Raw genomic sequence first — 13,301 nt, forward strand, 5'->3', positions numbered from 1 at the left:
TTAAGCTACTAGAAATACAAACTATATGGCGGTGGTCAAGGTGACGCGCAACTTCCAGATAACGATCCCGGCGGATGTCAGGAAGGCGTTGGGCATCCGCGAGGGGGACCGCCTGCTGGTGGAGGTCGAGGGCGACCGGATAGTGATAAGGAAGGCGGCGGGCGCGTTGCCGAGGATTAGGCTGGGGATGAGGCTGGCGCCGGAGGACATAGACAGAGTTATAGAACAAGGCGTAGCCGATGGGTGAGGCGGTCGTCGACACGAACGCGGTGATATACTACGTAGTCGAGGATTCGCCGTTTCATGGGGAGGCCGAGGCGCTCCTCGACGCCCTAGACTTCTGGCACCTCCCCACCGTCGTCGTGCACGAACTAGTGTGGTTTTTCAAGAAGGCGGCGCCGGATAGGGGGATCGAGGTCTTGAGGGCTCTCCTGGGCTACGAGAAGGTCGTCGTGGAGTGCGAGGACTTGGCGTCGTTGAGAAAGGCGGTCGGCGCGAGTCTCGCCTACTACAACGACCTAGTAGTTATCTTGACGGCGAGGAGGCTCGGCCTTCCCCTGGCAACCTTCGACAAGAGGATGGCGAAGAGGGCCGAGGCTCTTGGGGTTCCGGTGCTCGGGCCTCGGGGCGATTAAGCGCGCCGCAATTGCGCAGGTCCGCTAGGCACTTCCCGGCGCCTCTCTCGGCAAGGCGCCTCTCGAGGGGCCGAAGCACTTCTTCGCGGGTCTCTTCGCGGCGTATTTTTGCCGAGATGCGCAACTCTTGAGGCGCCCGTCTTCTTATCGAATACGCCGAGAGCTAGTCCGTCCCGGCCTCCACGAAGAGCCGTATTCGGCCGCCTTGGAGAGGCTGTGGAAATCCCCGGCGGCTCGTAGGCTGTGTAGGTCAAGCCGTCCCTCCGTCCGCGGCGAGCGCCGATCTGGGCCAAGTGTCCTTCCCCTTCTCCAGCTTCGGCGGTCTGTCCGTGTAGACAGTTATGGATCTCGGCCTTGCATCTGGCCGATGGCGAGGAGGCCTCCGCCGTCCGCGAAGAGGGTCCTAGACCCCGCGTAGCCTCGACAGCGCGTACCTATATGTGAAGCTCCACAGAGCGGCGCTCCCTATGTAGTGGTCCAGATACACCTCATACGGCCTCCCCTCGGGGCAGAGGAGGAGGGACGGCTGGTCCCAGACCATGCCGAGCTCCACGAGCCTCCTCCACTCCTTCTCGGCCAAGGAGAGCCACGCGGCGTCGCCGGTCAAGGCGTAGCCCAAGGCGGCCACGCTGAATATGAGGCGGGGCCACGACGCGGTCAGCTGGCGGCCCACCCGCTCAGAGATTTCGCCGTCTGCCTCAGGCCTGCCCGTCGAGGCGTTGGGCGCGCAGTTGGCCGACGCAGATCCGTTGACCCTCAGCACGGCCGAGAGGGCGGAGGCCAGCCTGTCGCGCCGCGCGGCGCCTTCCCTCGACCCGGCCAGATACAGCCACCAGTCCCCTACGGCGAGCGCCGCGAAGACGGCGCCTTCAGGCGCGCCGTCCCACGCCTTGTAGGAGACGCCGTCGAACGATCTCTCAAAGGAGTTCCTGGCCCTCTCCAGATCCGAGCCGGCCTCCTCGGCCGTCTTCGAGTCCCCCACAGCCTCGGCTAGGTCCCTCAACGCGACGAGCGCGGCTATCCAGAGGCTGGACGTGTAGGCCGAGGGCCCCCGAATCTTGGCGCAGTCGAAGCCGCTGTCGCCGGATCCCTCCAGCTCGGGCAAGCCGTCGCCGTCCCTGTCCTGGCCCCTCATCCATCTATACGCGGCGACGAGCCGCCCGTACACCGACTTCACGAAGTCGATGTCGCCGGTCCTCTTGTAGTATCTGTAGACGAGCAGTATGAAGGTCGGGTTTGTGTCCTTCCACCGAGGCGGCGCGGTCGTGCCGTCGGACGGCGCGTCGAGGCTGTGAGTGCCCAAGTCGTGAGGCACGTATCCGTCGTCCCTCATATGGCGGGCCAGTTGCTCCAGGAAGGAGCGCTCTAGCTGGGGGAACATCAACACGACTGGGAGGGAGCCGGTCTCGTAGCAGAGGCCGCCCACGGTGCCGTGCATGGGCGCCACCTCGGGGGCCTCGTAGATGGAGAACCTGCCGTCTTTCGTAAGCCAAGTGCCGGCGGACAGAATATAGGCGCTGTTGATCACGGCGTCTCTCAGCCACTCCGGCAGAGCGGGGTCCACCAGCCCTTCTTGCCACTCCGCCGTCCTCCGCCTGAGCCTGTCGTACTCGTCCAGGAAATACCGCCCTACGTCCGCCGCGTCCTTGAAGAAGTTCTCGTAGTAGTGGCCGTAGGGGTAGAGGGCCCAAGGCTTGTCGAAGTACCACGACAAGACGAAACGCGCCTCGCCGCCCTCGTAGGACGCCGCGACGACGCCGGCAGGCTGCTCCCCGCCGCCTGAGGCCTCTGCTACGCGAGGTCCGAAATCGGCCTTGCCCATCAAGTACAGCCAAGGCCTCTCGTCCTCGGGCCCCAACGCGCAGACCTTCGGAGCCTCAGACCGAGGCACGTCGAGGTTGAACTGGGGTATAACCGCGACTGGGTCCTTGGCGAGTAGGGCCAGCTCCCCGTTCTGGGGATCGTATTCGTGGGCCCGCGCGTTCCTCGCCTTAAACCCGCCGGGGACCGGCTCGTTTATCCTCCCCACGTTGTTGGCCCCGACCACGTTGGGTATCGACACGGCGGCTATCCCCCTTCTGCTGCCGCGCACCCTGACCGCGAGGCCGGCGGCCGGCAACGACGAGTCTTTGAGGTCGCCGGGGACTACGGCGGAGAACCCCTCGACCTCCACCTCCAAGCCGCCGCGCCTGCCTCTAAGCCAAACGAAGGGCCAACGCCCCTCGTATTCGGCCTCCACAAAACCTGCCGACCCCAACGTGGGCAAGGTCCCCAGCACCGAGACGTCCTGGGCGAAGAGGTGCTTGTCGAGATCCTCGGCGTAGACGAATACGTGGAACCCTCTCAACTCCCTTATCGGCCTGCTCCAGTTATTGGCAAACGTGGCGTTGACCAGACGGCCCTTGTTGTCGAGCTCGACCTTGCCCGCCCCAATCCCGCCAAGAGGGACGCCGGCCCTCAAGGAATCCCGCGAGGTGTATCTAACCATGAGGAGTTGTACAGGTGAGATAATAGTTGCGGAGCTATACAGGCGGCGGACCAAGGCCAGACGTAGAAGCTTTTAAGTGGCGTACGATGTGTGGACGTGGAGGTTCTTGAGAGGCCCCTCCCCAAGCCCTCCGCCGAGGACTACGTCTCTGCCCGCCTCCTAGAGGCCCTCGTGGAGGCCGGGCTGGCTTTGAGATTTCTGAGAGAGGGCTTTGTGAGGAACGCCGCCGGCAAGGCCTTCCAGGCGTGGAAGGCGTTTATGGCCGCCCTCCTTAGACTTGACCTAGACAAGTTGAAGGCTCTGGCGAGAAGCGAAGACGAGAGGCGTTGGCTAGAATCCACGGCGGTGCCCCGTGTGCCCACCAGCAGAATGACCGCCCTCTCGCAGATGCTTGAAGACGCAGGCCACACAAAACTTTCCTTCGCCACAGACAAGGCACTTAAACTACACGACTACCAGTACCACGGGCCGGACCCCGACATGGCTCTGTCGAAGTATAGGGATAGGGGAGAGGCGGCGAGAGACGTAGTCCTCCTCTTGAGAGAACTCGCCGAGAGGGCAGAGGCGTTGAGGGGGAGAGTCAAGTGGAGCGAAGAGCTGGAAAAGGCGCTGGAGGAGCTGAGGAGAGGGCTTCTGGCGCGTTGACGTCGCCGGGCGGCGCCCGGAGCTCGCCCGTTACGGTTCTGTCCTTTCTGCGGGCGCGGCGGCGCGCTTGGCGTTTTGCGCTATTCATCCAGCTGTGCGCCTCGCCCCGATCTAGACTGCCTTTCTCTACGGCGTATCTCGACGGTGGGGGTAAGGCTTAAATAACATTAGATATATATGTAAAGGGCCCGTAGCTCAGCATGGAAGAGCGGCGGCCTTCGGAGCCGTAGTCCCTAGTGGGGCGGAGGTCGCGGGTTCGGGCACAGCCGCCTAGAAATCCCGCCGGGCCCGCCATCGCGGGGGCTTTGTTCGATCGGCTTAGCTGAGGATTTATCGGGCCGATCACGCCGCTGTTGAATCCAAAAGCGTAAGAAATGTAAAAAGGCAGTTATGTTACCACTCTTCCTCCTCTTCCCACTCCTCCTCGAACTCTTCCCACAGCTCCTCCTCTTCCTCCCACTCCTCCTCCCGAGGCATAGGTCTGGCTGGGGAGGGGTATATAAAGATGCGCTCTATTGAGCCCGTTGGTGGAGCCGGTAGCTGTCCGGAGGGCCTACATAGAGGGGATAGCGCAACGGAGGATCCGCTACACACTGCTATATAGCGAGCCCGCTCCCCTCTCTGCGCTCCTCGACCGCGCGCGGGCTTACGCCAGAGAGATAGCGGGCGAGTGGGGCGCCTCTCTATGCCCCTCGGAGCTTCCCAGCCTCGGCGTGCTCTCGGTGGGCTGGCTCGGCGGGACCCTCCTGGCCGATCTATCCGTGTGCTTCCCGATATCTAGGCCCCTCCCGCCGGATTTGGGCCTCATCCTCGCCGCCGAGTTTAGGGAGGTGTCGATCTGCCTCGAGCCCATAGGGCCCGTGGGCCCCGTCGAGGGGTTCTCCCGGTCGAGGATGCCCGCGTTGAGGCCCAGAGGCGTGATCCTAAGGGACGGCGTCGCCGTGGTGAAGATGCGGGGTCTCTACTTCTTTGCGAGGGCCGAGGCGCGCCCCGACCCCGCAGGCGGGGTCCTGCTCGACGTGGCCAGGCTGGGGTGCGGCGGCGTGGACCCTCTGCGGGGCCTCTTGGAGGCCCGGCGTATACTCAGACGTCGGGATAGGAGAGCATGAAGACCTCGCGCAGCTCGGCGAGTTGCTCCATCCTCCCGAGCCTCCTTATTATGTTCCTGGCCAGCGTCCACGCGGCGTTGACGTCCCTATTGAGCTGGACCTTGCAACGGGGGCAGTAGACGAGGCGTCCCTTCTTCACCATCCTCCCGCCGCAGACGGGGCAGACGTCGGAGAGCATGGTCGTGTGGAGCTCCACGAAGTGCTCCCGGCCGATGGCGAGGAGGTCTTTGAGGTGTTTTTCGTACTGCGGCATCATGGGTATGTCGGCCACGAGTACGTTGACGCCCTTCTTGGGCACGAAGGCCTCCGATATGCTCGACGCAACTCCCTTGGCTAGGAGCTCCGTGTAGCCGCCGAGCCTGAAGACTCTGTAGGCTATGCCGGCCTCGTTGACGTCCATGGCGTGCACTATGAGGGGACTGCCCTCTATCAGCTCCCTTAGCCCGAGCCTCTCGTCGTCTCTCACGAGCCTCACGACGGATCTACCGCCCTTGACGTAGACCTCGGCCTTGGATAGGCCCAGCTGGGCCAGATCGGTGTAGGTGAGGCGCCAGGACTTGTACATGCATATGGGCATGTCGTCGAGGTAGAGCGACACGACGGACTCGACCAGTCTGACGGGCCCTCCCAGCTCGACCACGGCGTAGTCGCCGCCGATCGCCTCCCTCGCCTTCTCGGCGTCGCATTTGAGGCTGTACGTCAGCATATGCCTGTCGGGAGGTGTCTTAAAAAATCAGACGCCGATCCTTACCCCGAGCTCGGCCACCTTCCTGTTCAAGTCCCTCAACAACGACTTGACGTCCACCTCCACCACCCTCCCATCAACTATGTCGACGTGTATCCAGTCGTGCGGCACTTGAAGTCCCTTGGCCCTCGCGACCCTTATCCTCCTTATGAAGAGGCCCATCTGCTCCAGATCGGGGTCCATCTCCGCCTGTATTATGACGTCGGCTAGATGTTCGGCGAGGGCCAGAGTGTTCTTCACGTCTTCCACGTCTGTGTGGACTACCCCGACGACGAGCGAGCCGGTGTACTTGGCGAAGATCTTGAGGCCTCTAAACAGCTCGAAGACGTTGGAGGTCCTTAATATGATCTCGTTGAGGGAGTCTATCACCACGACGCCGCCCCTCACCTCGTCGGCGAGCTCCGCCAGCTTGTCCAAGACGGCCTTCGTGTCGAGGACGTCGAGCTTGGCCTTGCCCCACCCCTTCATCTTGTTGAGTCTGTCGGTCGGGGCGTAAAACCCGTCCACAATGGCGACGGAGCCCGGATCTACGCCTCTCCTCCTGAGCGTCTCCGCCACGTCTTCGGGCAAGGCGTCTACGGCGAAAACGGCCGCCGGCGCCTTGGCCTTGGCCGCCGAGACGGCGAAGCAGTACGCGAAGAAGGTCTTCCCAACTCCGAGAGGCCCTTCGAGCAACACGAGGTAGCCGGGCGGAAGCCCGTCCGGCGGCAACAGATCGTCGATGGGGCCTATCCCGGTCTTCATGAATATATCACGGCGGATATAAATATCGTTCCTCCCCGCCGCTTAGCTTTTAACCGGCCGCGCGCTAGGCCACGTGTCTGCGATAAGGCCGTTCGACCCCTGGAAGAACCCGCTTTGTCCCTGTCCGCCCAAATACGGGCTGAACCCCTACACCGGGTGCGGCCACTCATGCGCCTACTGCTACATATCGGGCTATATACCGAGGGCTTTCCAGCCCAGGCCCAAGGAGGACCTCCTGGAGAGGGTGAGGCGCGATGTCAAGAAGCTGCCGCCGGGCTCCGTGATCTCGCTCTCCAACTCGTCCGACCCCTACACGCCGCCGGAGGCCGAGCTCCGCCTAACGCGGAGAGCCCTCTCGTTAATACTTGAGGCGGGGCACAAGGTCTTGATAGTCACCAAGTCCCCCCTGGTCTTGAGAGATCTCGACATCTTGTCGAAATACCCTGGGAGGGCCGTGGTCCAGATCACCGTGACGACGCTGGACGAGAGAATAGCCGAGAGGCTCGAGCCGCGGGCGCCTAGGCCCTCGGCCCGGCTGGAGGCGGCGAGGAGGATAGCCGAGGCGGGGATCCCGGTGGGCGTGAGGCTCGACCCCATAGTGCCCTACGTCAACGACTCGCCGGAGTCCCTATCGGCAGTAGTGGCCGCCGCGGCCGAAGCCGGCGCGAGGCAGTTGGTGGCCAGCACCTACAAGGCGAAGCCCGACAACTTCGCCCGGCTCGTCAAGGCCTTTCCCGAGGCGGCGGACAAGCTGAGGGAGCTCTACTGGGTCAGGGGCGTCTACATGCACGGCCAGAGGTATGCCCCGGCCGAGTACAGGAGGGCTGTCCTGGAGCGCGTCAAGCGCGAGGCGGAGGCCAGAGGGCTCCAGTTCGATATATGTAGGGAGGAGTTCTTCGACCTCAACACGCCTGGGACCTACTGCGACGGGAGCCACTTGCTCCGGTAGGCGCTAGAGGGCGCTCCTCAGAGCCTCCCTGACCTTCGGCCCGTATTCGTCCCAACGCTCCAGCGCCTTCTTCAAGAGGGCGGAGAACTCGGCGTCGCCGGTCAACGTAGAGACGGCGTCGGAGATGACGGCGGGGTCCAGATATATCATCTTGACCGTCATGCCGCCGTCTATGGTGAAATTGACGCCGGTTATCCACGAGGCCTCGTCGGAGGCGAGAAACGCCACGAGGCTCGCCACGTCCATGGGGTCGCCCACCCTCCCCGCCGGATGTTGTCCGTGGTCTAGCCTGTTCAGGGACGGCTCTCTGGGAGGTATCTGCCAGGCGCTGGTGTCTATCCACCCCGGCGAAACCGCCACGACCCTTATCCTGTACTTGGCCAGCGTGATCGCCAACGAGTGGGTCAAGGCGATCAGCCCGCCCTTCGAGGCTGAGTAGGGCGCCGTGTTGGGCTCGGACTGGAAGGCGCGGGTCGACGCTATGTTGACTATGACGCCTCCGCCCCTCCTCGCCATTATCCTCGCCGCGTATTTGGAGCATAGGTAGGGCCCAGTGAGGTTCGTGTCGATGACCCTATACCAGTCCTCCAGAGTCTCCTCGAAGAAGTCCTTGAAGTTGCCCACCCCCGCGTTGTTGACCAGAATATCGACGCCTCCGTACCTCCCTTCGACCGCCTCGAAGAGGCGCGCCACGTCCCGCTCCTCCGCCACGTCTCCGTGGACGAAGAGGGCGTCGACGCCCCGGTCCTTGAGCCACCTCTCCCTATACTCTCCGCCCTCCCTATCCACGTCGAAGAGGACCACCCTGGCGCCCTCCACGCCGAGCTTGTAGGCGATGGCGGCCCCGATGCCCCTCGCGCCGCCCGTGACGACGGCTATTTTCCCTCGAAGCCTCATATACAAAAACCCGTCATATAATTATGATACCTCCGCTGTCCGTCGTAGAGCTCCTGCGGTTGCTGAGGCATACGCCCCTCTGGCTCTTCTTCGCGACGCTCGCCATACAGAGCGTGCCCTTCAACCCCATCCCCAACCTCTTGCCCATCGCCGCCTACGTGGCGAGGAACGTCGGAGATCCGCTGGGCCTGTCCTTGTCAGTTCTGTTATCCGCCGCGGGGGCCGTGTTGGGGAAGCTCGTCGTGTTGAAGTTCGGGGATTGGCTGAAGGCCCTTATGCCGCGGAGGAGCAGAGAGGCGTTCAAGAAGTTGCTGGAGATGGTGCCCGACGATAAGCTGGACCTAGCCGTCTTCGCAATTGCGGCATCTCCGTTGCCCGACGACGAGGTCTACCTACTCCTTAGGGCAGGCGACTACAGCGCGAGGAGGCTATTGGGCGTCCTCGTGCCTGCGAAGCTCGTGTGGGCGACGGCACACGTAGCCTACGCGCTGGCGGTGTATAGGGCCGTCAAGTTTGTGGCCGGAGACGCCGCTTTCTGGATCTACGCGCTCTCCGTATCAGCGCTGACGCTCGCCCTGACCTTGATCGCGTATCGCCTAGACTGGGCCGCCGCGCTGGACGCGTATAAGGCCGGCGGAGTCAAGCCGGCGGTCGCGGTGATCTTGCGGAGCGCCTTCCCGCTACGGCGCGCCAAGCCTAAGCTTTAAATACCCGTAATCGCCGTGGAGATCGCGCACGTAGACCTAGAGAGGCTCGCCGAGGCGCGGCTGGATGAGGTGCGTGCGGAGCTTGCAGTCGCTAAGGAGTTCTTGAAATCTGGCGTCTTGAGAAACGCCGCGGGGAAGGCGTTCCAGGCGTGGAAGTCGTACCTCTCCTACCTCGCCATAAGGAATAGGCATGTCCTTAAGACCGAGGGCTACAAGAGGCTGGATGGGCGGAGGGCGGTGCCTAGGTCCGAGTGGCTTGCCGCCGTGGTGCCCACGTCGTTTATGTTGAAAATAGCAACAGCACTGTCTGAGGTCGATGGAGAGGCCGTCGAGCTGACCGCCCTCGCGTTGGCCTTGCACGAATACCAGTACAACGGGCCCGACTGCGTCTTGAGCAAGGTGCCGGACGACGAGACGGCCGCGGGGCTGATATCGGCGTTGCTTTCGAGGATAGAGAGGAGGCTTGGAGGTCTGTAGGCCCCCTGGAGGAGGCCGCGTCACGGAGGCGGACGCCGCCCCTCGGGGCCTCACGCCGGGGGCCTGAAGAGATGTGGGCCTCTCTATTTATATCATTCCAGATACACCCCGGCCCTCAACGGCAACGCGGAGCGCTTCTTCCCGCCTAGATCCGGCGCCTTCTCGTCGTCGGCTCTATACACAGCTATCTCCAAGCCGGTCTCTCTGGACAGGAAAGTCCTCAGCTCGGCCAGCGCCGAGTATTCGTCGAAGTCGTCGACCTCGGCAATCAACGCCTTGAAGTCGTCGTCGAGTTGCCTAGCCACGTCGAGGAGCCTCTTGGCTACCTCGCCGGGGACACCCGCCGATATGAGCTCTCTGACGTCCCTCGCCTTGACCGCCGCCTTGACCCAGGCGAAGTTGTTGTTGACGTATATCACGGCGCGTTTGGCCCCCTTCCTCAGCTCCTTCAGCTTCGCCACGTCCTCGACTAGGCGGTCGGCGTAGCGCACGGCCAACAAGGTCCTCCTATCCGCCGCGAGCTTCGGCCAGGGCGCCTTCGCCGCGAAGGGCCTCTCGCCCAGCCTCTCCCACAGCTCCTCGGCGAGGTGGGGGACGAAGGGCTCCATGGCCACGGCCCAAGCCTTCAACACCTCAAGGACGGCGCGGCTGGGCACTTCGACCATCTCGAGATACCTCTCCAGCGCCCTCCGCATGTCGTAGAGCACGTAGACCGCCGCCTGTCTGATGGCCACGTCGTCGAGGGCCTTCGCGGCCTTCTCCAGGAGGGACGCCGCCTCGGACCTCAGCCACATCTCTGGGAGGCCCTCGCCGTCCCTCGTCGCCCTCTCCGCCGTCGAGACGACTAGGTTGTATATCTCCTCGAGATGCCTCGCGACAGACCTCGCCACGTTTGCCCTGAAGTCGAGGTCTTGGTCCACCTCGGCCGAGATGGCGAGGGTGGCCCTCAGAGGATCCGCGCCGAATTGGTCCACCGCCTTGCCCAAGGCCAGCACGTTCCTCTTGGATTTCGACATCTTCTCGCCCTCCACCAAGACCCATCCGTTGGCCACTATGCCTCTGGGCCACAGCTCCTTGGGGAATATGGCGGAGTGGTTGAAGAGGAAGAAGGTGAGGTGGTTGGGTATGAGGTCCTTGCCCGAGTTCCTCCAGTCCAGGGGATACCAGTAGGAGAACTCCTCTCTAATTGCCCTCAACGCCTTTTCGTCGGCGCCTACAGCCTTGGCGACCTCGGCGGCGTCGCCCTTGCCCAGAAAGACGTAGTCCCAGAAGGCCTCGGTCAACTGCTCTGGCTTGAGGCCGAACTCCCTTATCCTCCTTATGACGGTGTAGTACGCCATGTATATCGTGGAGTCGCTCAGGCTTTCTATTATCCATGTGGGGTCCCAAGGCAACGGCGTGCCCATCCCTCTAGTCCTCGCGCACGCCCTCTTGTCGAGCCAGTCTATGGTGGCCTCGAACTGCGCCCTGGCCTCGTCGGGCACTATCCTCATGGAGGCGAGCAACTCCTTGGTGGCCCTCTTCCAGTTGGGATCTCCGTAGTTGAGGAACCACTGGTCTTCGAGGACCTTCACCACTATCTCAGTGCCGCATCTGCAGTAGACCGGCTTGTTCATGATCTCGTACATCCTCCCGCCTATGCCCGCCGCCTCCATCCACGCCCTTATCCTATCCCTGGCCTCCCTCACGGGCTTGCCGGCTATGAAGGCGGCGAAGAAGCCTCTGAGCAGAGAGCGGGCGGGCTCGGGCAGATGGAGGCCCACCCTGTCGGCCACGTCCAGCCTCATATACCCCTTGTTGAACTCCGCCATGTAGACCTCCTTGGTGGCCTCCTCGAGCCTCGGGTCCTTCTGGTCCTTGATGCCCATCCTCTCCACCACCTCCTTCGCCGGATATTCGCCGTAGCCCTCCACAGAGATGAGCGGTATGAGCCTCACCTCGCCTAGATCCCGCAAGGCGGCGTAGTCGTAGGGCGCGTGGGCCGGGACCGACATGACGACGCCGGTGCCCGTCTTCACGTCGACGAAGGGGGCGGGGTATATCGGGACGAGCTCGCCCGTGACGGGGTTCCTGACCTTGCGGCCCACGAAGGAGGAGCCTCTAGCCCTCTCGAGGGTCTTGACGCGCGTCTGGAAGGAGAGCCTGAAGGCGGCGTCGAGGCTCAACACCATCTTCCTGCCGTCGACCTCGGCCACGGCGTAGTCCTCATCGGGGTTTATCCAGAGGTTCGTGACGCCCAGGACCGTCTCGGGCCTGAGAGTCGCCGTGGGGTATATCAGCCCGTCCTCGCCCTCGAAATAGATCAACGTCCATTCGCCTATGTCGGGCTCCTTGTCGTCCTTAGTGTCGTGGGCTCCCACCGGCATCTGGTGCTTGGGGCACCAGCCCACCGGATGTCTGCCCTTGACGAGGAGGCCCTTGTCGTACAGCTTCTTGAACTGCCACCTGATGAATTGCTGGTACTCGGGATCTATGGTGGTGAACTCCCTGGTCCAGTCTATGGAGAGGCCCATCTTCTTCATGTACTGCTTCGAGAGCTCCTTGAAGTAGTTGGCTAGGTACAGCGGGTCCCCCATCTTCCTCAGCTCCTCCTCGGGCACGTCGTAGATGACCTTGAAGTCCTCCATGGCGCGGACGTCGCCAGCCGCTATGGACTCGGCGACGGTCAATATGGGGGTGCCGGTGTAGTGGAACCCCATAGGGAATAGGACGTTGAGGCCTTTGTGGCGGTGGTACCTCGCCATTATGTCGGCGATGAGGTAGGTGCGGCCGTGCCCTATATGGATCGCGCCGTTGGGGTAGGGATAGGCGGCTGTTATGAAGAACTTGGGCTTCCCCGGCTCCGGCGTCGGCTCGAAGACGCGGGCCTCGGCCCAGCGCCTCTGCCACTTCTCCTCTATCTGGCGGAAGTCCATATAGACGCGGCGCGGCCTATTTATTAATTATCGCCCCATCCGGCGGAGCGAGACGGGAATAGGCCCATCAGCACGGGGCCGGCCGCTACTTCCTCCCGGCAGGCCGCATGTACGCGTAGTCGGGACACTTCTTGACAATTTTCCTACTGTAGGCCAGGCCGACCTCTAGCAACACGGCGAACGGCAGGAAGGTCAGGAAGACCGATATCAAGGTTGCGTCGGGCGTGAATATGGCGATGATTATGAGCGAGACGGCGTATATCACCGGCCTATAGCTGGCCAGGGCCCAGGGGTTCAACATACAGAGCTCCGACAATATGGCGACGACTACGGGGGCCTCGAAGAAGACGCCGGACCAAAGCGCGATCTGGATTATCGTATCCACCACAGACCCTATGTTGAAGATCGGCGTCACGCCCGGGAGGACCGACGAGATGTCTATCAAGAACCTCAAGAAATAGCGGGAGATGAGGCCCAGGCCGTAGAGGTTACCCAGATAGAACAAGAGGACGCCGTAGATCAAGTACTTCTTGACGGCCCTAATCTCGTGGGGGTAGAGGGCGGGCCTCACGTAGGCCCATATCTCGTAGACGAGATACGGCACGATAGCCAAGACGGTGAAGTATAGGGATACGTACAGCAGTGCGTTGAACGGCGTGAAGACGTCGCCCGAGATCAAGACCACGTTGGTGTAGGCCATATGTATCGACGGCTCTATGATATACCTATAGAATATATCGTAGGACAACGTGGTGAAGTTGCCCGTCACGAAAAAGCCGGTCAAGAGCTGGATCGGGTCGGAGAAGTGGCGCGGCGTGGGCATGAGAGTGAGGAGGAAGACTATGACCGAGACGACGAGGACTCTCCTGAGCCTCGTCGCCAGCTCCATGAGGTGCTCCCAGATAGACATCTCCTTGTCGGCAGACACCAGAAGGTATCGGGGCCCTCCTCTATAAAGTTTGTCCGGCCGACGCTACTTTTTAATCCATC

Annotated in this window: 13 protein-coding genes and 1 tRNA gene; 8 read left to right on the top strand and 6 right to left on the bottom strand. The window is 62.5% G+C overall.

Annotated features, from left to right (window positions below; all coding sequences use genetic code 11):
- Positions 1 to 25: 25 nt before the first annotated feature.
- Together TUZN_RS00245 and TUZN_RS00250 are read left to right on the top strand one after the other, a co-directional pair.
- Complete coding sequence (locus TUZN_RS00245) at positions 26 to 247, top strand: AbrB/MazE/SpoVT family DNA-binding domain-containing protein (protein WP_013678896.1); 222 nt, start codon at positions 26 to 28, stop codon at positions 245 to 247.
- The gene (locus tag TUZN_RS00250) at positions 240 to 635 is read left to right on the top strand and encodes a PIN domain-containing protein (protein ID WP_013678897.1); all 396 of its coding nucleotides are present in this window, start codon (positions 240 to 242) and stop codon (positions 633 to 635) included. The genes TUZN_RS00245 and TUZN_RS00250 overlap by 8 nt, the downstream gene beginning before the upstream one ends.
- A 403-nt stretch (positions 636 to 1,038) precedes the next feature.
- Here TUZN_RS00250 and TUZN_RS00255 read toward each other — a convergent pair whose 3' ends face one another.
- Positions 1,039 to 3,123: a GH116 family glycosyl hydrolase gene (locus TUZN_RS00255; RefSeq protein ID WP_013678898.1), complete on the bottom strand. Its 2,085-nt coding sequence runs from the start codon at positions 3,121 to 3,123 to the stop codon at positions 1,039 to 1,041.
- 90 nt (positions 3,124 to 3,213) lie between these two features.
- On the opposite strand from TUZN_RS00255, the gene TUZN_RS00260 reads away from it, so the two are divergent.
- The 3 genes from TUZN_RS00260 to TUZN_RS00270 all read left to right on the top strand — a co-directional run bounded on the left by TUZN_RS00260 (position 3,214) and on the right by TUZN_RS00270 (position 4,877).
- Positions 3,214 to 3,768, top strand: a complete 555-nt coding sequence (locus TUZN_RS00260; RefSeq protein WP_013678899.1) for a PaREP1 family protein — start codon at positions 3,214 to 3,216, stop codon at positions 3,766 to 3,768.
- A 184-nt stretch (positions 3,769 to 3,952) separates the two neighbouring features.
- Positions 3,953 to 4,062, top strand: a tRNA-Arg gene (locus TUZN_RS00265).
- Positions 4,063 to 4,295: 233 nt separating this feature from the next.
- Positions 4,296 to 4,877, top strand: a complete 582-nt coding sequence (locus TUZN_RS00270) for a hypothetical protein (protein WP_148678528.1) — start codon at positions 4,296 to 4,298, stop codon at positions 4,875 to 4,877.
- On the opposite strand, the gene TUZN_RS00275 is transcribed toward TUZN_RS00270, so the two are convergent.
- Both TUZN_RS00275 and TUZN_RS00280 read right to left on the bottom strand, forming a co-directional pair.
- Positions 4,852 to 5,583, bottom strand: a complete 732-nt coding sequence (locus TUZN_RS00275) for a zinc ribbon domain-containing protein (RefSeq protein ID WP_013678902.1) — start codon at positions 5,581 to 5,583, stop codon at positions 4,852 to 4,854. The genes TUZN_RS00270 and TUZN_RS00275 overlap by 26 nt on opposite strands.
- Before the next feature lie 27 nt (positions 5,584 to 5,610).
- Positions 5,611 to 6,366 carry an RAD55 family ATPase gene (locus TUZN_RS00280; protein ID WP_013678903.1) on the bottom strand — a complete coding sequence of 252 codons (756 nt, stop codon included), beginning with the start codon at positions 6,364 to 6,366 and terminating at the stop codon, positions 5,611 to 5,613.
- Positions 6,367 to 6,439: 73 nt separating this feature from the next.
- On the opposite strand from TUZN_RS00280, the gene TUZN_RS00285 reads away from it, so the two are divergent.
- Complete coding sequence (locus TUZN_RS00285; protein ID WP_013678904.1) at positions 6,440 to 7,315, top strand: SPL family radical SAM protein; 876 nt, start codon at positions 6,440 to 6,442, stop codon at positions 7,313 to 7,315.
- Positions 7,316 to 7,318: 3 nt separating this feature from the next.
- Here the strand turns inward: TUZN_RS00285 and TUZN_RS00290 are convergent, their stop codons facing one another.
- Positions 7,319 to 8,212: an SDR family oxidoreductase gene (locus TUZN_RS00290; protein ID WP_013678905.1), complete on the bottom strand. Its 894-nt coding sequence runs from the start codon at positions 8,210 to 8,212 to the stop codon at positions 7,319 to 7,321.
- Between the two features lie 23 nt (positions 8,213 to 8,235).
- On the opposite strand from TUZN_RS00290, the gene TUZN_RS00295 reads away from it, so the two are divergent.
- Both TUZN_RS00295 and TUZN_RS00300 read left to right on the top strand, forming a co-directional pair.
- Positions 8,236 to 8,919 (top strand): hypothetical protein, encoded by a 684-nt coding sequence (locus TUZN_RS00295; RefSeq protein ID WP_013678906.1) that lies wholly within the window; start codon positions 8,236 to 8,238, stop codon positions 8,917 to 8,919.
- Positions 8,920 to 8,934: 15 nt separating this feature from the next.
- The gene (locus TUZN_RS00300; protein ID WP_013678907.1) at positions 8,935 to 9,396 is read left to right on the top strand and encodes a PaREP1 family protein; all 462 of its coding nucleotides are present in this window, start codon (positions 8,935 to 8,937) and stop codon (positions 9,394 to 9,396) included.
- A 92-nt stretch (positions 9,397 to 9,488) separates the two neighbouring features.
- On the opposite strand, the gene leuS is transcribed toward TUZN_RS00300, so the two are convergent.
- Together leuS and tatC are read right to left on the bottom strand one after the other, a co-directional pair.
- On the bottom strand, positions 9,489 to 12,311 hold the full coding sequence (gene leuS, locus TUZN_RS00305) for a leucine--tRNA ligase (protein ID WP_013678908.1): 2,823 nt from the start codon (positions 12,309 to 12,311) through the stop codon (positions 9,489 to 9,491).
- An 85-nt stretch (positions 12,312 to 12,396) separates the two neighbouring features.
- Positions 12,397 to 13,239 carry a twin-arginine translocase subunit TatC gene (gene tatC / locus TUZN_RS00310; RefSeq protein WP_013678909.1) on the bottom strand — a complete coding sequence of 281 codons (843 nt, stop codon included), beginning with the start codon at positions 13,237 to 13,239 and terminating at the stop codon, positions 12,397 to 12,399.
- Positions 13,240 to 13,301 lie beyond the last annotated feature (62 nt).

The sequence above is a fragment of the Thermoproteus uzoniensis 768-20 genome (assembly GCF_000193375.1).
Lineage (GTDB): Archaea > Thermoproteota > Thermoprotei > Thermoproteales > Thermoproteaceae > Thermoproteus > Thermoproteus uzoniensis_A.